The 17,346-nt window shown below is 62.2% G+C and carries 16 protein-coding genes; 8 read left to right on the forward strand and 8 right to left on the reverse strand.

Going from position 1 to position 17,346, the window contains the following annotated elements:
- Positions 1 to 8: 8 nt before the first annotated feature.
- Genes F7P65_RS14025 through F7P65_RS14045 form a run of 5 tightly spaced genes read right to left on the reverse strand, consistent with a single transcriptional unit; the run spans position 9 to position 4,624 of the window.
- On the reverse strand, positions 9 to 1,577 hold the full coding sequence (locus F7P65_RS14025; RefSeq protein ID WP_162854627.1) for an FAD-binding oxidoreductase: 1,569 nt from the start codon (positions 1,575 to 1,577) through the stop codon (positions 9 to 11).
- Complete coding sequence (locus F7P65_RS14030) at positions 1,574 to 2,236, reverse strand: hypothetical protein (RefSeq protein WP_150292749.1); 663 nt, start codon at positions 2,234 to 2,236, stop codon at positions 1,574 to 1,576. The genes F7P65_RS14025 and F7P65_RS14030 overlap by 4 nt, the downstream gene beginning before the upstream one ends.
- Positions 2,233 to 2,964, reverse strand: coding sequence for a DUF3108 domain-containing protein (locus F7P65_RS14035; RefSeq protein ID WP_150292751.1), 732 nt, complete (start codon positions 2,962 to 2,964; stop codon positions 2,233 to 2,235). The genes F7P65_RS14030 and F7P65_RS14035 overlap by 4 nt, the downstream gene beginning before the upstream one ends.
- On the reverse strand, positions 2,961 to 4,103 hold the full coding sequence (locus F7P65_RS14040) for a nitrilase-related carbon-nitrogen hydrolase (protein WP_150292753.1): 1,143 nt from the start codon (positions 4,101 to 4,103) through the stop codon (positions 2,961 to 2,963). The genes F7P65_RS14035 and F7P65_RS14040 overlap by 4 nt, the downstream gene beginning before the upstream one ends.
- Positions 4,100 to 4,624 carry a DUF3598 domain-containing protein gene (locus F7P65_RS14045; RefSeq protein WP_150292755.1) on the reverse strand — a complete coding sequence of 175 codons (525 nt, stop codon included), beginning with the start codon at positions 4,622 to 4,624 and terminating at the stop codon, positions 4,100 to 4,102. The genes F7P65_RS14040 and F7P65_RS14045 overlap by 4 nt, the downstream gene beginning before the upstream one ends.
- A 102-nt stretch (positions 4,625 to 4,726) precedes the next feature.
- Here F7P65_RS14045 and F7P65_RS14050 point away from each other — a divergent pair, with 102 nt between their 5' ends.
- The 7 genes from F7P65_RS14050 (at position 4,727) to F7P65_RS14070 (ending at position 11,741) form a co-directional block, all read left to right on the forward strand.
- A complete protein-coding gene (locus tag F7P65_RS14050; RefSeq protein ID WP_150292757.1) occupies positions 4,727 to 5,620 on the forward strand; it encodes a LysR family transcriptional regulator in 894 nt (297 codons plus the stop codon).
- 570 nt (positions 5,621 to 6,190) lie between these two features.
- On the forward strand, positions 6,191 to 6,694 hold the full coding sequence (locus tag F7P65_RS22390; RefSeq protein ID WP_240334301.1) for a hypothetical protein: 504 nt from the start codon (positions 6,191 to 6,193) through the stop codon (positions 6,692 to 6,694).
- A gap of 22 nt (positions 6,695 to 6,716) precedes the next feature.
- On the forward strand, positions 6,717 to 7,007 hold the full coding sequence (locus F7P65_RS22395; protein WP_240334302.1) for a hypothetical protein: 291 nt from the start codon (positions 6,717 to 6,719) through the stop codon (positions 7,005 to 7,007).
- Between the two features lie 54 nt (positions 7,008 to 7,061).
- Positions 7,062 to 7,247: a hypothetical protein gene (locus F7P65_RS22060; protein ID WP_162854625.1), complete on the forward strand. Its 186-nt coding sequence runs from the start codon at positions 7,062 to 7,064 to the stop codon at positions 7,245 to 7,247.
- A 282-nt stretch (positions 7,248 to 7,529) separates the two neighbouring features.
- Entirely contained in the window at positions 7,530 to 8,000 is a 471-nt protein-coding gene (locus F7P65_RS14060; RefSeq protein WP_240334310.1) for an Lrp/AsnC family transcriptional regulator, read from the forward strand.
- A 212-nt stretch (positions 8,001 to 8,212) separates the two neighbouring features.
- Entirely contained in the window at positions 8,213 to 10,537 is a 2,325-nt protein-coding gene (locus F7P65_RS14065; protein ID WP_150292761.1) for a membrane-bound PQQ-dependent dehydrogenase, glucose/quinate/shikimate family, read from the forward strand.
- Between the two features lie 328 nt (positions 10,538 to 10,865).
- A complete protein-coding gene (locus tag F7P65_RS14070; protein ID WP_150292763.1) occupies positions 10,866 to 11,741 on the forward strand; it encodes an alpha/beta hydrolase in 876 nt (291 codons plus the stop codon).
- 31 nt (positions 11,742 to 11,772) lie between these two features.
- Here the strand turns inward: F7P65_RS14070 and F7P65_RS14075 are convergent, their stop codons facing one another.
- From F7P65_RS14075 to F7P65_RS14085, 3 genes are all read right to left on the reverse strand, one after another.
- On the reverse strand, positions 11,773 to 13,413 hold the full coding sequence (locus tag F7P65_RS14075; protein ID WP_150292765.1) for an FMN-binding glutamate synthase family protein: 1,641 nt from the start codon (positions 13,411 to 13,413) through the stop codon (positions 11,773 to 11,775).
- The gene (locus tag F7P65_RS14080) at positions 13,410 to 15,119 is read right to left on the reverse strand and encodes a thiamine pyrophosphate-dependent enzyme (protein ID WP_150292879.1); all 1,710 of its coding nucleotides are present in this window, start codon (positions 15,117 to 15,119) and stop codon (positions 13,410 to 13,412) included. The genes F7P65_RS14075 and F7P65_RS14080 overlap by 4 nt, the downstream gene beginning before the upstream one ends.
- A 194-nt stretch (positions 15,120 to 15,313) precedes the next feature.
- Positions 15,314 to 15,742 carry a helix-turn-helix domain-containing protein gene (locus F7P65_RS14085; protein WP_150292767.1) on the reverse strand — a complete coding sequence of 143 codons (429 nt, stop codon included), beginning with the start codon at positions 15,740 to 15,742 and terminating at the stop codon, positions 15,314 to 15,316.
- Between the two features lie 168 nt (positions 15,743 to 15,910).
- Between F7P65_RS14085 and F7P65_RS14090 the strand changes: the two genes are divergently transcribed.
- Complete coding sequence (locus tag F7P65_RS14090) at positions 15,911 to 17,248, forward strand: MFS transporter (protein WP_205452074.1); 1,338 nt, start codon at positions 15,911 to 15,913, stop codon at positions 17,246 to 17,248.
- Positions 17,249 to 17,346 lie beyond the last annotated feature (98 nt).

A 17,346-nucleotide genomic window follows, 5' to 3' on the forward strand; every position in this document is an offset into this window, starting at 1 on the left:
GGACAGAGTCAGGTGAAACCCAATACGCCGGGATTCATAAGTCCCCGAGGATCGAGCGCCCGTTTTATGGTGAGAAGCAACTGTTCCGGCGCGGGCGAAAGGGCCGGTCGGAAAGGATAGGTGCGTCCGATCTGGTTGGAAGCCGCGCCAAGACTGCGGAACAACTCCACGGTCTGCTGGCGGAGTCGGTCGACGAGCGCACGGCCTGCCGGATTGGGTGCCGGTTCGGTGAAGCGCGTGAGATGGTCGCATTCGGGCGCCATTCGATGCAAAGGTTGCCAGCTGTCCTGCCAGTGGAAGACGGGTTCGAAGCTGAAACAATGGTTGGCGAGCGCGGAGACGAGGCGGGTATGGGTCACGCCGCAAGCCGCCATCTCTTCGGCATGGGGTGCGATCATGGCGTCGAACGCGTCGATCAGGAGATGGGCGTCGGAATGTGCGACCTTGGCATTCAGCGCCGCCCAGCGTCCGCCCCGTGGGCCAAGCACGCCATTCAGATTGGCGAAGATTTCCGCCCGCGCGACACGGGGGATGGTGGGCGCGACGACGATCCCGCCGCTTTGCACAGCGATGCGCTGCGCCGCGTCGAGGTCCGCTTCCACCGCTGCGGCGCAGCGTCCGGCGGCCGTCAGGTGAAGGGAAAAATGGCCTTCGGGAATGAAGTCCGTGCCGCCCTTGGCGAGGGATGCCAGCGCCTTGATTGCCTTGAGCGCGCCACCGGCTTCACGGGCGACCGACATGGCGGTTTTTGCCATGGTCGTCGCGTCGGCATGGACCGCGCCAGCCGCGCTGGGATCCAGAATATACACTTCCTCCGCCAGATCGGCGCGTGCGATCTCGCACAGCGCATCGGCGGCCTGCTTGATGCAGGCGAAGGCGAAGCTGGCATAGCCCTGTTCCGCAGGGCTGCGGATCAGGCGGAAGGTCGCTTCGGTCTTGATGCCGAACATGCCGCCATCATGGGTGAAGAGGCCGGTGAGGTCGGGACCGAAGCTGCGCAATATCGGCTTGCTGGGCTGGGCAAGGGCGCCCTGGCCGGTGCGCAAGATGGTGCCGTCGGCCAGGACGATTTCCATCCCCAGGACATTTTCTGCTGCCGACCCATAGCGCGCCGAACCGAAGAACAGCGCGCCATGGCCAAGCCCGCCGCCGACCGTCGCACCGGCCCCGGAGAATGTGCCGATGTAGGGCAGGCGCAGCCCGCGCGGTTTCAGCGCGTCGTTGATCTGCTTCCATGTCACGCCCGCCTGGACGGTGATCGTCATATCCTGCTCAGCTATGTCGAGGATGCGGTTCATGCCGCGCATGTCGACCGTGATCGTCCGGGCGGAGGGCGGTGCATAGCCGCCGGTATAGCTGAGGCCGCCGCCCCGCGGGACGACGGCATGGCCCTGTGTCGTGGCCGCCGCGACGATGGCGGCGACGTCGGCCGCATCGCGCGGCGCGACCATGGCGGCGGGGCGATCGGCCGTCACATGGACGTCGTTCGCCGCCAGCGTCACGGCCTCGTCGTCGGTGCGGACGGCATCGGCGCCAAGGCGCGCCGTCAGCATGTCAATCAGAGCGCGATCGGTCACGCCGGCTTCCATACGCTAACGATGGTGATCGCGCCGATGAATACCCACAGCAGCAAAAGCACCGACGTCGCCCGTACATAGGTCCGCTTGATGATCGCATTGGTCTCATTGGTCGGCCCTTCGCGCGTCATGATCGCCCAGGTGCGGAAATGCGCGATGAGCGCAAGGCGGATGCCGACGCCGCACATCATGACGCAGGCGAACAGCGCCAGTTTCCAACGCAGCCATTGGGGCATGTCCCATGCCCCGCCGATCAGTCCGGTGGCAACGCCCAGCAAGACCGCCATCAACAGATAGCGCGAGCCACGATCGATGGCGCCCAGCGTCTTGCCGATACGGCTGTGGCGCAGGCGATGGACCAGTTCGACAAAGGTGAACCAGAGCGCACCGAAAATGCCGAAGCCGATCGCCGTAGCCTCTCCACCGGGAATATAGCCGTAGAGCGCGGCGATGGCGGGGCCAAGGCTGGCCTGCAACACAAGGGCATAGCGGACATGCTGGTCGACATGCATCACATGCTCCATCAGCCGCGACCGTTCCTCGAACGGCATGCGGTCGCCGTAGGAGACATAGCGATAGGTGCTGTTGATCACGAATTCGGAACCGAGCCAGTAGCCCAGTACCGCGATATGGGCGGCGAGCAGCCAGGCGACGATCATGCGGCCGTCTCCGTCCGGTCATAGGCGGTCAGTTCATAGGCGGTCTGCATATAGCCGCCTACCGCCGCCTTCAGCAGCACATAGTCGCCATCGTCGGTGCACCACAGGTCGTAAGGCGGGTGTTCCAGCAGCAGGCCGGGAATGTCGGTGAAGCGGAAATGCAGCGCGTCAAAGCGGCCCGCCGCGACCTTCACCGTTTCCCGTCCGACAAATTCGATGGCAAGGTCGATCGGGAACAGCATCGGCCCGGTCGCGCCGCGATGGTCGGGAGAGGAGAGCAGGATGTTGCGGAACACCTGCACGCCCGGCCCTTGCGACAGGTCGTAGAGGCTGAGCAGGAAGCCGTCATTCACCATCGCATGGTTGCCGAAGGCGACAAGCGGCGCATCCAGTTCCATGCGCTGGGACACGCGGCCCTCGACCGTGGTCATCGCCTCGCACTCGGCGAAATTGTTCGCGAAGCGGAACCAGCCCGACCCGCGAAACTCACCGCCCACGGCGATGCGCACGAAGCTTTCCTTTGGCAGCCCGTCGCTGCCGATGCGCAGGTTGACGTCGCGCACGACCGAAGGGGCGTCGTCGATCTGCCCATGTGCGGCGATGGTGCGGCAGCCGTCGGCGTGGAAATCCATGCGGAAATGCTCACGCCCACGGCCCTGGCCCATGCGTTCCGGCTTGGTGCTGGTATAGAGGATCGTGCCGGTGACACTGCGGGTTACGCCATTCATTTCCAGACACCTTTGTCACGCAGATAGCGCCCGGCGTCCTTCACGTCGCTGGGCAGATAGTTATCGAACAGGTTCGGCGGGAAGCGCGGCGTGTAGCCGTTGAACACATCCATATAGAGTTGCGGATGGATCGTCGGCTGGCGGTGCCGCGCGCGGAAGGCGCCGATGGGGATGCGCGCCGTCACCAGCGTTTCATTGGGCGATTTGGCAATCGCCATGGCTTCGCCGTCAGGTCCGTAAATGGCGGAGCCGCCGGCGTTCGTATCCTCGAAGAAGGGCGATCCGGGCGAGATCGCATTGTTCGAAACGGCGGTATAGACGCTGTTGTAGAGAGAGGTGGCGGCAATGTCGGCGGGCACGAAACCGCCGGTCGCCGTGCGCAGGATGACTTCGGCGCCCTTGATCGCGAGGGCGCGAAACAGTTCCGGTTCGCGCTGGACCGAACTGGTCGCGATATTGCCGATCGGCGTCTGGATGACCGGCAGGATCGCGTCGCGCCCGTACATTTCGACGAAACGGTCGAGCACGTCGTAGATGGTCGTCGTGAACAGCTCTATCTCGCCGCCGAACGCGCCCTTGATGTTGCGGGCCTTCCACCCGCGCGAGAGGATGCGGCCATCGGGACCGATGACGGTGGTGATGGACAGCGCGTGGCCCGGCCAGTCGGGATCGCGCGCATAGGAGCCGAATACGACATAGGTGCCGTATTGGCGGGCCTTTTTCGCAATCGCCTCCGTCTCCACGCCGGGGATTTCGATCGCGACCTTCAGCACGTCTTGCCGCGTCCAGCCCGCGCCGAAGCCGGTGATCGGAAATTCGTGGAAGAACAGCAGGTCGGGTCCGCCGCCAAAGGCGAAGGCGGCGTCGATCAGGCCCAACATATGGTTGAGGTTCTCGCGCCGGCTCGCCTCGACACGGGCAAGGTCGACGGGGATGGAGCGCGCCTGCGCCACGCCCAGCGTCCAGCTTTCCTTGGCCAACGGAGCGACGGGATAGCGGCCGTCAGGGCTGACGCTGACGTCGGCCTTGGGCGCGGTGGGGGCGGCAGCGGCCTGGCCTGAAACGCCGAGAGCGGCGGAGAGGCCAATGCCTCCCGCCGCACCCAACAGCGCCCTGCGTGAAAGCGCCGCTTGGTTCATAGCGCCGCCCGCGGACGGTAGCTGTAGTAGCTTGGATCGTCATAGGCCTGCCAATCGCGCGAGACCCGGTTTTCGTTGATCACGGTGCGCTGGAACAGGCGGCCCTTGCGATACCAGTGCCAGGTCCGGTTCTTGGCATCGCCGTCTTCCGCGACGGTGATCATTTCATAATAGCGGAAGTCGGGTTCGTAGGTCCGCGTCCAGCCGACCATGATGGTCCGATTGGTTTCGTCATAGTTGAGCGCGCCGACGAAGCCGTCGATCAGTTCATTCTTGATCCAGATGCGGTCGCCCTGAAAGATGCCGTCGAAATAGCGGATTTCCTGCGTGCCGTCGGCCCAGGTGTAGATGTTGGTCTGGCTCAGCTTCGCAACGCCGTCGGGACCGTCGGTCAGGCGGCAGACAAGGCGCGACTTGTGGCGGTCGATGATGTTGTGGTCGGCGTCGAGATGGACATATTCGCCTTCCCACACACCTGCCTGATCGGCGACGATCGGCTGTTTTTCCGTAATGATCTGCATATGCCCTCACTCTCTCTGTACCCCGATCATTGCGCAGGGCGGGTTACGAAGCGAACAACAAATGATCTTTTTGAACAACCATAGGTGGTGTATTGGAGGTTTATGGAATCACGGCAGGTACGGCATTTTCTGGCCGCATATGACATGGGCACTTTCGCTTCCGCTGCGGAATGGCTGGGGTTGAGCCAGCAGGCGATCAGCAAGAGCATCCTGCGTCTTGAAGCGCAGCTGGGTGTACGCCTGTTCGAACGGGACGGGCGTCGCGTGCGTCCGACCCGCTATGCGGAACTTTTCCTGCCCCATGCCCGTGCCATTGCTGCGGAAAGTGATCGTTTTCGCGCCGACCTGACCGACATGCTGGGCGGGCGGCATGGCCGGTTAAGAGTTGGCGTGGGGCCCAGCGCCGCGGCGGATGTCGTCGCCAGTGCGGTGAAGATGTTGGTGGTCGAGCGGGCTGATGTGCGCCTGACCGTGTTGGCTGGCGTCTACGAAACGATGGTCAATGATCTTTTGCTTGGCAAATTGGACGTGATCGTAGCGGTCCGTCAGGTCGACCGCCACGACCCGCTTATCCGTGAGGAGGTTCTGGGGGACATCCGCTATGGTGTCTTCGCTGGCGCAGGGCATCCACTGGCGAACAGGGGCTGTATGACGCTCCATGATCTGAAGAATGAGCGCTGGCTGGCCGGTGCCAATATCGGTGCAGTGGAGCAGGCAATCGACGCTAGTTTTCATGCCGGCGGAATGGTTCGACCGCAGCCTGAAATTGAGACGACCTCCGTCATTTTTACGCTGGCGGTGCTCGACGGAGGCACGCACCTGACGATCCTACCCGAAATGCTGCTGGCCCGTGATCTAAAGGCTGGAAGGATCGTCAGGATCGATGTTGATGTGGAACCATGGACGCGGCCCTTGATCGTCGCGACGCGGGTGCGTGCACCCAAGCCTCCCGTTGTGGACGCATTTATGGCCAATCTTTTCAAGGCAATAGGCTGAATCGCAGCGATCATGGACGATGCAGAAAATTTACCTCAATGCGGAAGGCTTTCGAGATAAGGGCGATAGGGATAGCAGGGTTGTTTCCCCACGAAGCGATCCCTGATCACGGCCTCCGCGACTGTCAACGGCGGGTTAGTCGGCGGCGGACGGACTGTTTGAGGTGATAGCTGTCGCCGTTCATGCCGCCAACTCCGACAGCAGAATGGCATAGTCGGTGGCGCGCGTCGTATTTACGAATTGAAGCTTCAGAGAATACCGGACTGAACGCCAGTGAAGTTGACGATCTCGGTCATGCCCGATCTTCATGGAGAGTGATCGTGGATTGATGAAAGATTGGCGGGAAATAGGATAAGAGCTTTTGCGCCGATACAGAATAATCATCGAAGGATTTCATGATGTCTGCATAGACGCGCTGCCGGTCGGCACCAACGGCAGACAGAGGCCGTGGTCCTTCGGCGCTGTCCGAAGGTCGCATTGAAAATAGTATGTCCTCCCCGTGAAAGCAATTGGAGCGGCGGAATTCCTGCCCTTGCTTATACTCCCGGCAATGTCTGAGAGGAGTTTGCCATGCGCGCGGTTGATGAACTGATCGCCTTTGCACGATCGCCCGATCCGTTCCGGAAAGCGCCGGACAATCTGGCTGAATTGCAGTTGGAGGCCGCGCGCGAGCGCTTCGCGGAGCGGCGTCAGAAGATCAGGGTACTCGACAAGCGGGCGCGTGAGGCGGGCATTACGACGATCGACAGCTTTGCCGATCTTGTTCCGCTGCTTTTCGCCCACACCAGTTGCAAAAGCTATCCCGAAGCCTTTGTCGACAATGCTCAGTGGAGCCATATGAACATGTGGCTCGGGACATTAAGCAGCTATCCAACCGACAATATCGACGTCGCCGACGTGCGCGATATTGACGACTGGCTGGATCGCGCCAAGACGGCCGGCCATCATGTCCTTCGCGTCGAGCGGGACATCGGGCAAATCCTCCTTCCTCGACCAGTCGACACAGGATCGCGATCTTTCGATCGACGCCTGTCTTGCGGCCGCCAACCTGTCGACACCGGGTTATGTGCCTGATCATGACCGGTTTGTATTCACGATGATGCCGCCGCGCGGCACGCACAAGATGATCGATTTCTGCAACGCGCACTTCCCGCGCTGGGCCACGTCGGGCGAATTCCATTGCCTCAGCGACGATCCTGTCCTCGCCTTCGATGCGATGCGACCCGCGCAACTGTGCCGCCTACTCGCTGCAGGCAAGGTCGGCCGTGGTGAGATCGTCGCCTATGAAGCGGATGTCGCGGCGCGGCAGGCGAAGCCGGTGGGGGAGTTGGAGAACTGGATGGATTGCTGGAAAGCCGTCGGCATCGGCCCCTTTATGTCGGCGTGATGTATGGCGTCTCCTGGCAGATCGTGCAGATCCTGCACGCCCGGGGGATCAAGGATGGCAATTTCCACCCCGACCTACCCTGCACTGCTCGCCAACATTGGTGCGAAAGAAAAACCTAACCGTGCGGCGCTGCGTGTGCTGGCGCGACGAATACGGCAAGAAGTTTATCCCAGAATTGAAGAACCTGCGGAGCGACGACGACAGGTTCGGCGTGCGATCATCGCTATGCTCAGATATTGAGCCTGTCATCCGATTTCAGGAATAAGCGACCCTTGTCGGTCACTCAGTGGCGAATTTTTTATTCCAGGTGCGGACGGTCCGGTTCGGCGGCTTTCTAAAGAAGGCTGCCCACTTCGCGAAGAACTCAATATGAAGTTTACCCAAAGGATTTGGCCGGTGGCATGGATATGCGGCGCGTTCGGTGTTTCGCGAAGCGACGGCTGATGGTGCGCGCCGAGCTGGCCCGAAAGCCACCCTAGCTTACCATATTATATCCCATAATGAAAGCAGATTATGCCAAGAGTGCCGTTGGACGATATCGACATCAAAATCCTGGACCGGCTGCAAATGGATGGCCGGATGACCAATCAGGCATTGTCCGAAGAGGTCGGCCTTTCCCCCAGCCCCTGCCTGCGGCGAGTGCGTCTGCTGGAGGAAAATGGCATCATTTCGGGCTATGTCGCGCTGGTCAAACCCGATGAAGTCGGCCTTGCCGTTTCGGCCTTCGTCCGTATCCGGCTCGATCGGCAGGATGACAGTCACCTGTCCCTGTTCGAATCCACCGTCACCGAGTTTCCTGAAGTCATGGAATGCTATCTGATGAGCGGCGAGGCCGACTATCAATTGCGCGTCCTGGTCGGTTCATTGGGAGAGTTCGAGGATTTCTTGCGCCACAAGCTGACCAAGATCACCGGCGTCTCCCAAGTCACCACCAGTTTTGCTTTGCGGCCCGTGGTGTATCGTACTGCACTGCCGCTCAGGGCAGGAGTATGACGACCATAGCGGACTGTTCGGTTCCAGCCCTAGGCCATAGCCTCCATTGACCCATCATTGTCGGAAAAGGCATGTGATCCTGTCGTTACGTATGGCGCGCCGTCACATCCACGTCCCGCGTCGCAGCGCGCGGATTGCTTATTCATGCCCGGAGGCCTATCCGTCCTTCTTGGCTGTCGTCGTGACGGGGATTGGGTGAGAAGGGCAGGCAGATGAACATCTTGAGGAAAACTGCCGCCGCGATCCTTTCGGTGATGGCGCTGTTCCTCCTGGTCTTGGGTGCAAAGCTCGCGCTCCTTGGCGGTTCGATCTACTACCTGCTCGTCGGCATGACGTACCTCGGCTCGGCGTTCCTCGCGTGGCGAGGCGACGTCCGGGTCGCCTATGTCGCCGCGATCGTCTTCCTGGCCACTGTCGTCTGGGCATTCTACGAAGTCGGCACCGCCTATTGGGGGCTCTTTCCCAGGCTGATCGTTCCCTGGGCGGTTTTCTGCGTCAGCCTCTTTCTGTTTTCGTCCGTGCGACCCGGCAGGGATCGCGTGTTTCTGGCGTCCGGGCTCGTCCTGATCCTCGGGCTGGTCGTCTTCATCGGACGCGGGTTCGTCGCCACGCCCTACGTGTCCCACGACGGCGCCGAGAGCTACCGGACCGCCGGCGCCGGGAACGCGCCGGTCGACTGGACCGGCTTCAGCCGTGACACCTTCGGCACGCGGTTTTCGCCGTTCGACCAGATCAATCGCGACAATGTGAAGAATTTGCAGCCGGTCTGGACCTACCGGACCGGCCGCAACATCAGCGACGGCAACGAGGTCGATCAGAACACGCCGCTCCAGATCGGCAATAGTTTATATGCCTGCACGCCGGAGAATGCGGTGCACGCCATAGACGCGACGACCGGCAAGCGCCGGTGGGTGTTCGAGGCGAAGGCCAAGGCCGTTGCATGGGCGCGCTGCCGCGGGCTTGGCTTCTTCCGCGACGAGCAGGCGACGAAGGGGCAGGTCTGCGCGTCGCGCATCATCGGCAACACCGTCGACGGTCGGCTCTTCGCGCTCGATGCGGAGACGGGCGCGCTATGCCCCGGCTTCGGCTCCGGCGGTGTCGTCAATTTGCGTGACGGCATGGGGGCGGAGGGCCCCGGCTACTATTACCAGAACTCGGCACCGCTGATCGCAGGCGACAAGATCGTGGTCGGCGGCTGGGTTTCGGATAACCAGATGCTCGGGGAGCCGGCAGGCGGCCTGCGGGCGTTCGATGTTCGCACGGGCGCTCTCGTCTGGGCTTGGGATCCCGGCAACCCGGCAGTGCGCAAAGGACCCGCCGATGGCGGCAGCTATACGCTGGGAACGCCCAACATGTGGACCCATGCCGCCTACGATCCCGCGCTTGGGCTGATCTACGCTCCCATGGGCAATGCCGGCACCGACTATTACAACGCCGCCCGACCGAAGGAATCCCTCAAATACAACGACGCGCTCGTGGCGCTGGATGCCGGCACGGGCGTTCCGAGATGGTCCTTTCAGACAACGCGCAACGACTTGTGGGACTATGATCTGCCGTCGCAACCGGCGTTGCTCGACATGAAGAATGATGCCGGCGCCATCGTGCCTGCCGTGATTATCCTCACCAAGCGCGGTCAGATATTCGCCCTGGACCGCCGCACGGGGACTCCTATTTCTCGCGTCGAGGAGCGGCCGGTCCCCACGCGCGGGTCCATCCCGGAAAACCGCGTATCGCCGACACAGCCCTATTCGACAGGCATGCCGGTGATCGCGGCGCCGCGCTTCACCGAGGCGTCGTCATGGGGGATGACGATGTTCGACCAGCTGACCTGCCGGATCAGCTTCAGGCGGTTGCGCTATGATGGCGATTTCACGCCGCCCGGTCTGGACTGGAGCATGGCCAATCCCGGCGCATTGGGCGGCCTCAACTGGGGGAGTGCGTCGTACGATCCGGCCCATCACCGCCTGTTCGTCAACGACATCCGCCTGCCGAGCACGCGGAGGCTCATGACGCGATCGGAATATGAGAAGCTCATCAAGACGCGCGCGCCCACGCCTGACGGCCACGGATTAGGCCCGATGGCTGGAACGCCTTACGGGGTCGAGAGTGCCACCTGGGCGTCCGCGCTCGGCGTGCCCTGTTCGCAGCCACCCTTCGGCACCATTACGGCCATCGATCTGGATACGCGCAAAGTGGCATGGCAGATCCCGGCCGGCACCGCCAAGATGCTGGGCCCACTCGGGATCCGGCTCGGCCTGCCATTGACGCCGGGGATGCCGAGCTACGCCGGAACCTCGACGACGGCGGGCGGCCTGGTGTTCTTCGCGGGCACGCAGGACTATTATCTGCGCGCGCTGGACGCCGGGACGGGCAAGGAGCTGTGGCGATACGCCCTTCCGGTGGGCGCCAGCGCCACGCCGATGAGCTACATATCCCCGATCAATGGTCGTCAATATGTCGTGATCTCGGTGGGCGGCGCCGCACATTCGCCGGACGTGGGCGACTACATCATGGCCTTCGCGTTACCGAGAGGGTGATCGAGCTGTTGTCTGTTGCGGCTGGACGCCGTGGCTCCTGTTCGGCCTGACCGTGCTTTCGATCTTCGTATGGCCAAGCAGAATCTGAACCGCGCGGAGGGAGGTCGACCCATGCCGGTCACTAAGTCCCGACCGTCCGCTCGTGCAGTCCGACAGCAGTGGAAGGCTGGCGCATCCGCCCAGCATCGCGATGTTGAGGACCGCCTTTCCTTCGTTGTACCGAGGCAAATCGGTATTGGCTCGTGCGGCGCGTGAGCATGTCCAAGGCGTGATGCGTTAGCATCTTAGCGCCTTGGTATAAGGCGCCGCATATCGCGACAGGAGGTCTATGAGCAGGCGGCTATTATGGACGGCGACGGGGATCGGCGTGCTGACGGGCATGATTGGTCTTGCCTGGGCGCCGTTGCAGGGCTTCGATCTGCTTGTTCCCAAGGATAGCGGCGGTATAAGGATAGCGAGCGGCATCGCCTATGGCGATGGACAGCGCAGGATGCTGGACATTTATGCGCCGCGCGTCCGGAAGGCAGGCGCGCAACTGCCGATCATTCTTTTCTTCTACGGCGGTTCCTGGGCGAGCGGTACGCGGGCAGGCTATAGCTTCGTCGGGCGGGCGTTGGCGGCGCAAGGCTTTCTTGTCGTCATCCCAGATTATCGGATCGGTCCCGAAAATCTCTATCCCGATTTCGTGACCGATGGCGCCGATGCCGTGCGATGGGTGATCGCACACGGCCAGGCCTATGGCGGCACGCCCGACAGGATGGTGCTGAGCGGCCATTCGGCGGGCGCCTATATCGCGGCAATGCTCGCCATGGACAGACGCTGGCTCGGTCCGGCGCGAAGGGCGATCAAGGGATTTGTCGGCATTGCCGGCCCCTATGATTTCGTACCTTTCGATGTGCCCGCCAGCAAAGCTGCCTTCGGGCAGTGGCCAAATCCGGCTGAAACCCAGCCGGTCACATGGGCGGGCGCAGGCGATCCGCCGAGCCTGCTGCTGGTCGGCGGGGATGACGAAACCGTCCGCGCGCGCAATAGCGAGGCGCTGGCCACCCGGTTGCAGGCAGCTGGCGTGACAGTCCGGATCAGGCGCTATCCCGGGATAGGACATGTCGGAATGGTTACGGCCTTTGCCCGGCCGTTCCGATCCCGTGCCCCGGTGCTGGAAGACAGCGTGCGTTTCATGCGCGCCGTGACGGCTGCCGACTGAATCCGTCAACCGTCTGTTACCGCCATGCCGATCATGGCGCGCGTCGTCTGAAGGATGTGGGGTCGGCCTGAGTCCACCAGCGAGCCAGTCGCGCATCTCGGACGCCATCCAGCAGTTCGCCCGGTTCGACGAACGGATAGAGTTCGTCCATCGACCGCATCTCCACCGCGCTGATCCGCTGGCGCAGACCGTCCGGCGTGAACTCGTCCGGGGAATGGAGGCCGCAGGCGACGACGATGTCGTGCAGAGCCGACAATGTCGATCGTTGAAAGCGGGCAACCCGCTCCGCTTTCTCCGGTATGACAAGGCCCCGCTGGCGTGCTGCCGACTGGGTCGCAACCCCCGTCGGACAGGTATCGGTATGGCAACGCATCGACTGCACGCAGCCCAGCGAGAACATGAATGCCCGCGCCGCGTTGCACCAGTCCGCGCCAAGCGCAGCATTCATCGCGATCCCGGCGCCCGAACTGACCTTGCCCGATGCAGCCAGCCTGACCTTGCCCTTGAGGTTCGTTCCCACCAGCGCGTTCCGCGCGAGCATGAGCCCTTCGCGGAGCGGCATACCCACCCGGTCGGACAATTCCGTCGGTGCGGCGCCGGTGCCGCCTTCCGCACCGTCGATCACGATGAAGTCGATCAGGATACCGGTCTCCATCATTGCCTTGATCACCGCGAACAATTCATGGGGATAGCCCACGCACAATTTGATGCCGACCGGCTTGCCGCCTGACAGTTCGCGCATCCGGCCGGCGAATTCGACCAGCTGGATCGGCGTGGAAAAAGCGCTGTGTCCGGGCGGCGACAGGCAGTCCTCGCCCACTGGCACGTCCCGGGTGGCGGCGATTTCAGGCGTCACCTTGGCGCCCGGCAGCAGTCCGCCATGACCGGGCTTGGCGCCCTGGCTGAGCTTGATCTCGGTCATCTTGACCGCATCATGGGCGGCGCGATCGGCAAAATGTCCGGGATCGAAATGGCCTTGCCGATCCCGGCAGCCAAAATAGCCAGATCCGATTTCCCAGACGATGTCGCCGCCATGTTTGAGATGATAGGGTGACAATCCGCCTTCGCCGGTATCGTGATAGAAATTGCCGATCTTCGCGCCCAGATTCAGGGCCTCGATTGCGTTCGCGCCCAGCGCGCCGAAGCTCATCGCCGAAATGTTGAGGCGGGCGGCCTGATAGGGTTGGCTACACTGATCGGTGCCGACATGGACGCGCGTTTCCCTGGGCGCATCGCGGGATGGAGCGATGCTATGGGCCAGCCATTCATACTCGTCGGAATAGACGTCCAATTCCGTACCAAAGGGATGGGCGTCGACCTCCCCTTTCGCGCGGGCATAGACCAGGGCTCGTTCATCATGGCTGTAGGGACGTCCGTCCAGATCGCTTTCGACGATATAGGCTCGCGCAAAGGGGCGGAGCCATTCGAAGAACCAGCGGAAACGAGCGGAGGCAGGATAGTTGCGGCGGAGGGAATGATGGGGCTGGACAAGGTCGATCAGCGCCAGCGCCAGCACTGGCGTGAACAGCAACAAGGTCCACAGCAGCCAATGATACCGCCATCCGATGGCCAGCGCGCCGACGGTCCCCACCAGGCCGATCAGGAGCAGAAGGTTTCGCGACACGGCATTGTCGCGGGTCAGCGCCGCGGTCAGGACGGATCTTTCCGTCACGACAGCAAATTCCGGATCAATCCCATCACATCACGCCCGCGTCCATTCAGCACGGCCTTGGCGGAATAGAGCGCCATGCCCGCCACTTGGCCCGCCTCCACTTTTGGCGGCATCACGAGTTCATAGCGATCGGTCACTACGTCCAGCAGGGCCGGTCCCGGCGCGGCGAGCCAGTCGCGCACGGCGTCCTCCAGTTGCTCGGCCTGTTCCACCCGCCGTCCCCACAGTCCCATCGCCTCGGCCACGCGGGCAAAGTCGGGATTGACCAGTTCGGTATAGGCCTCCATCAGCCCTTCGACCTTCTGTTCGATTTCCACGAAGTCGAGCGCGCCATTGTTGAATACGGCCACCTTGATTGGCAGATTTTCCTGAACCGCCGTCAGCAGATCGCCGAGCAGCATGGCAATGCCTCCATCCCCCGACAGCGATATCACCATCCGGTCGGGGAATGCTGCCTTCGCCCCCAGTGCTTGCGGCATGGCGTTAGCCATGGTGCCATGGCTGAGGCTGATCACGGTGCGGTTTTGTCCCGTGGCAGCGACATGGCGCAGGCACCAGACCATCGGCGATCCGGCGTCGGCGGTGTAGATGCTATTTGCTGGCGCGGCTCGCGAAATCACTTCGGTGAGATATTGGGGATGGATCGCGCCGCCCTTGCCGATCGTCGCATGCTTGGCCTCATCTTCCATGGCGCGGGCGCGATGCGTCAGGCATTCGTCGAGAAAGTCACGCTCGCTGCGCGGCGCGATGCGGGGTAGCAGTGCGTCGATGGTGGTCGCGATGTCGCCCACGAAACCCATAGTCACGGGATGGCGCCGCCCCAGATGGGTACCGTCGATATCCACCTGGATGATGGTCGCCTTTTCCGGATAATATTGCCGCCACGCAAAGTCGCAGCCCAGCAGCAGCAGCGTGTCGCAGGTCATGAGCGCGTGATAGCCGGCTTCGCTGCCGAAAATGCCGGTCATTCCCACGTTAAAGGGATTGTCGTGCTCCAGAAAATCCTTGGCGCGGGAGGTATGCGCGACCGGGGACTGCAAGGCGTTGGCAAGGGCGACGATCTGCTGATGCGCCGTTTCACAGCCCGATCCGCCATAGATGGCGATCTTCTTCCCCTTGGCCAGTTCGGCAGCGATGCGATCCAGTTCCGTCTCGGCGGGGCGGATCACCGGCTTGGCCGGATGGACCGCGAAGGCCGGTTCGTCCGGCGCTTTTGCGCTCGAAATATCGGCCGGCACGATCAGAACGGCGACGCCCTTCTTCGCCAGCGCAGCCTGGGCGGCCATAGCCGTCTTGCGCCGGGCCTGGGCGGGCGTGGTGATTTCCTCGCAGAACACGCTGCAGGTCTGAAAGATCGACCGGAAGTCGACCTCCTGCGGAAAGTCGAAGCCCATTTCATCACGGATGATCTGGCTGGCAATCAACACGACAGGTGCGCGATTGCGATGAGATTCAAACAGGCCATTAACGAAGTGCAGACTGCCCGGCCCACAAGATCCAGCGCAAAGGGCCAAGTCCCCGGTCAACAGCGCATCGGCGCCTGCCGCGAACCCGCCCGCTTCCTCGTGGCGGACATGGACCCAGCGAATATCGCTTTCGCGGATGGCGTCGGTCACATGGTTGAGCGTATCGCCCGGTACCCCATAGCAGCGCCGAGCGCCCGCTGACGCCAATGTTTCCACGATCACCTGCGCCACTGTGCTCATCATCCGCTCCCACATCCTATCTCAACATGGAAGGGAAAGCGGCAAGCACCGTTCATGTTCCGTTACAAATCTGTCATCGACCCTTCCAGGGCGTTCAGCAGCGATTTTTCGCGCAGGAGCGGCGAAACTGATCGGCTTATCAGCAAGGTTGGATCGGGAATTTGAGCGGAGGCGCTATCCTTGCCAGTTTCTGATCATGATCTGGATCGCCCTTTGGACCGGGGTCTATTGCTGCGCGCTGCCGCGATTTTCAGTAATCGTCGGAAGGATGGGCATTCCATATGACTGGGCGCGGGACAGATGGCGGCATGGCGAAGGCCGTTTCTGAGAGCCGTGAGTTGCCCGATCATCCTGTCCAGTTCTTCCGCCTTCGCGCTGAGCAGCTCGCGATCCAGTTGCGCGGGCTGATCGCTGCCGAACATCGCGGCGATTTCATCCAGCGAGAAACCAGCCATGCGTCCAAGCGCAATCAGCGCCAGCCGTCCTAATATGTCAGGTTCAAAGGTGCGACGGAGTCCGCGCCGTCCCAGTGACTCGATCAGCCCCTTTTCCTCATAATATCGCAATGTGGAGGCAGGCAGGCCGGATTGCTTTGCCACCTCGGCAATATCGAGCAGTTTCATACTTGACCTCAAGCCGACTTGAAGTGGCATCGTGCAGCCCATGGTCATTGGTTGCAAGGATATTGAGAGATGCCGCAGGTCGTGAAACGGGTCAGGTCAAATCGCGCATGCGACGCTGACGTTCAGAGCGGTTCAACGCTATGGCCGCTGGCCGGACTTTCGCTGGCCATGCTGATGCCTTCCCTTGCCACAAGCACCACCAATATGGCGCTGCCCATTCTTTCGCAGGAATTCAGCCTATCGTTCCGGTCCGCTCAGTGGATCGTCCTGAGCTATCTTCTGACGGTGACCGCCATGGTCGTGGGTGCGGGACGTATCGGCGATATGATCGGGCGGCGCAGGCTGATGCTCACAGGCATCGGAATTTTCAGCGCGGCATCGATATTCTGTGCGCTGGCTCCGGCATTCGGCATGCTGATCGTCGCTCGACTGGTGCAGGGCATGGGCGCGGCAATCATGATGGCGCTGACGATGGCCTTTGTCGGCGATGTGGTCCCAACGTCGCGCACGGGGCGAGCGATGGGATTGCTGGGCACCATGTCCGCCGCTGGAACGACGCTGGGTCCGGCCCTGGGCGGCATGCTGATCGCATGGGGCGGCACCGGCATGATCTTCCTCGTCAATGTTCCTGTCGGATTGCTGACCTTCCTGCTTTTATACCGCGCCCTGCCAGCAGCGGAAGGCGCTGTGGCCGAAGGCGGCGTCAAAGGCTTCGACACGGCGGGCATGGCGCTGATGATCTTTACGCTGACGGCCTATGCCCTGGCCATGACGATCGGCCATGGGGAGTTTGGCTTTTATAATATCGGCCTGATGATGGCCGCGATGGTGGGAGGCGTCCTGTTCCTTGTTGTCGAAGCCAAAGCCGCGTCGCCTTTGATCCGATTGGGATTGTTTCGCACCCCGGCCATTCGCTCCGGCCTTGCCGCAAGTGCGTTGGTATCGACGGTCATGATGACGACGCTGATCGTCGGCCCCTTCTATCTGAACGGTGCGCTCGGTCTGGGGGCCGTCATGTCGGGACTGGTCCTGTCGGCGGGGCCATTGGTTGCAGCCCTCACGGGCTTTCCCGCCGGGCAATTGGTCGACCGCCTCGGCCCTGATCGTGTGGCCTATATCGGTCAGTCTGCGCTGTTGGCAGGATGCTGCGCCCTGATCGGCCTTCCGGTTTCCTGGGGTGTGGGGGGTTATGTGGCCGCAATCATGGCGATGACGGCAGGCTATGCGTTGTTTCAGGCAGCCAATAACAGCGCGATCATGGCAAGTGCCAACGCCGCGGAACGCGGTATTGTCTCGGCCATGATCGGCCTGTCGCGCAATCTGGGACTGGTTACAGGCGCTTCGGCGATGGGGGCGGTGTTTGCATTCGGCACCTCCACTTGGGATGTCGGCACGGCCGGTCAGGAAGCTGTCGCCACGGGAATGCATCTGGCCTTTGCGGTGGCCGCTGTTCTCGTAATGACGGCTATTCTGTTAGCGTTTCTTGAGAGGCATCGCCGAAATTAGAAGGGCGAAACCGAGCTGGCTGACATCCCCTTCGACCAACGGCGCGCGAGTCCACGGAAATCCTGATTCATAACCTTTCCTGGCATCTTGGAATTTCA

This window comes from Sphingobium estronivorans, assembly GCF_008692605.1.
Classification (GTDB): domain Bacteria; phylum Pseudomonadota; class Alphaproteobacteria; order Sphingomonadales; family Sphingomonadaceae; genus Sphingobium; species Sphingobium estronivorans.

Coding starts and splice junctions, on each gene's coding strand:
- F7P65_RS14050 (WP_150292757.1), top strand. CDS start 4,727: ATGGAATCACGGCAGGTACGGCATTTTCTGGCCGCATATGACATGGGC.
- F7P65_RS22060 (WP_162854625.1), top strand. CDS start 7,062: ATGGCAATTTCCACCCCGACCTACCCTGCACTGCTCGCCAACATTGGT.
- F7P65_RS14085 (WP_150292767.1), bottom strand. CDS start 15,742: ATGAAACTGCTCGATATTGCCGAGGTGGCAAAGCAATCCGGCCTGCCT.
- F7P65_RS14030 (WP_150292749.1), bottom strand. CDS start 2,236: ATGATCGTCGCCTGGCTGCTCGCCGCCCATATCGCGGTACTGGGCTAC.
- F7P65_RS14070 (WP_150292763.1), top strand. CDS start 10,866: ATGAGCAGGCGGCTATTATGGACGGCGACGGGGATCGGCGTGCTGACG.
- F7P65_RS14035 (WP_150292751.1), bottom strand. CDS start 2,964: ATGAATGGCGTAACCCGCAGTGTCACCGGCACGATCCTCTATACCAGC.
- F7P65_RS14045 (WP_150292755.1), bottom strand. CDS start 4,624: ATGCAGATCATTACGGAAAAACAGCCGATCGTCGCCGATCAGGCAGGT.
- F7P65_RS14080 (WP_150292879.1), bottom strand. CDS start 15,119: ATGAGCACAGTGGCGCAGGTGATCGTGGAAACATTGGCGTCAGCGGGC.
- F7P65_RS22395 (WP_240334302.1), top strand. CDS start 6,717: ATGATGCCGCCGCGCGGCACGCACAAGATGATCGATTTCTGCAACGCG.
- F7P65_RS14090 (WP_205452074.1), top strand. CDS start 15,911: ATGCTGATGCCTTCCCTTGCCACAAGCACCACCAATATGGCGCTGCCC.
- F7P65_RS14065 (WP_150292761.1), top strand. CDS start 8,213: ATGAACATCTTGAGGAAAACTGCCGCCGCGATCCTTTCGGTGATGGCG.
- F7P65_RS22390 (WP_240334301.1), top strand. CDS start 6,191: ATGCGCGCGGTTGATGAACTGATCGCCTTTGCACGATCGCCCGATCCG.
- F7P65_RS14040 (WP_150292753.1), bottom strand. CDS start 4,103: ATGAACCAAGCGGCGCTTTCACGCAGGGCGCTGTTGGGTGCGGCGGGA.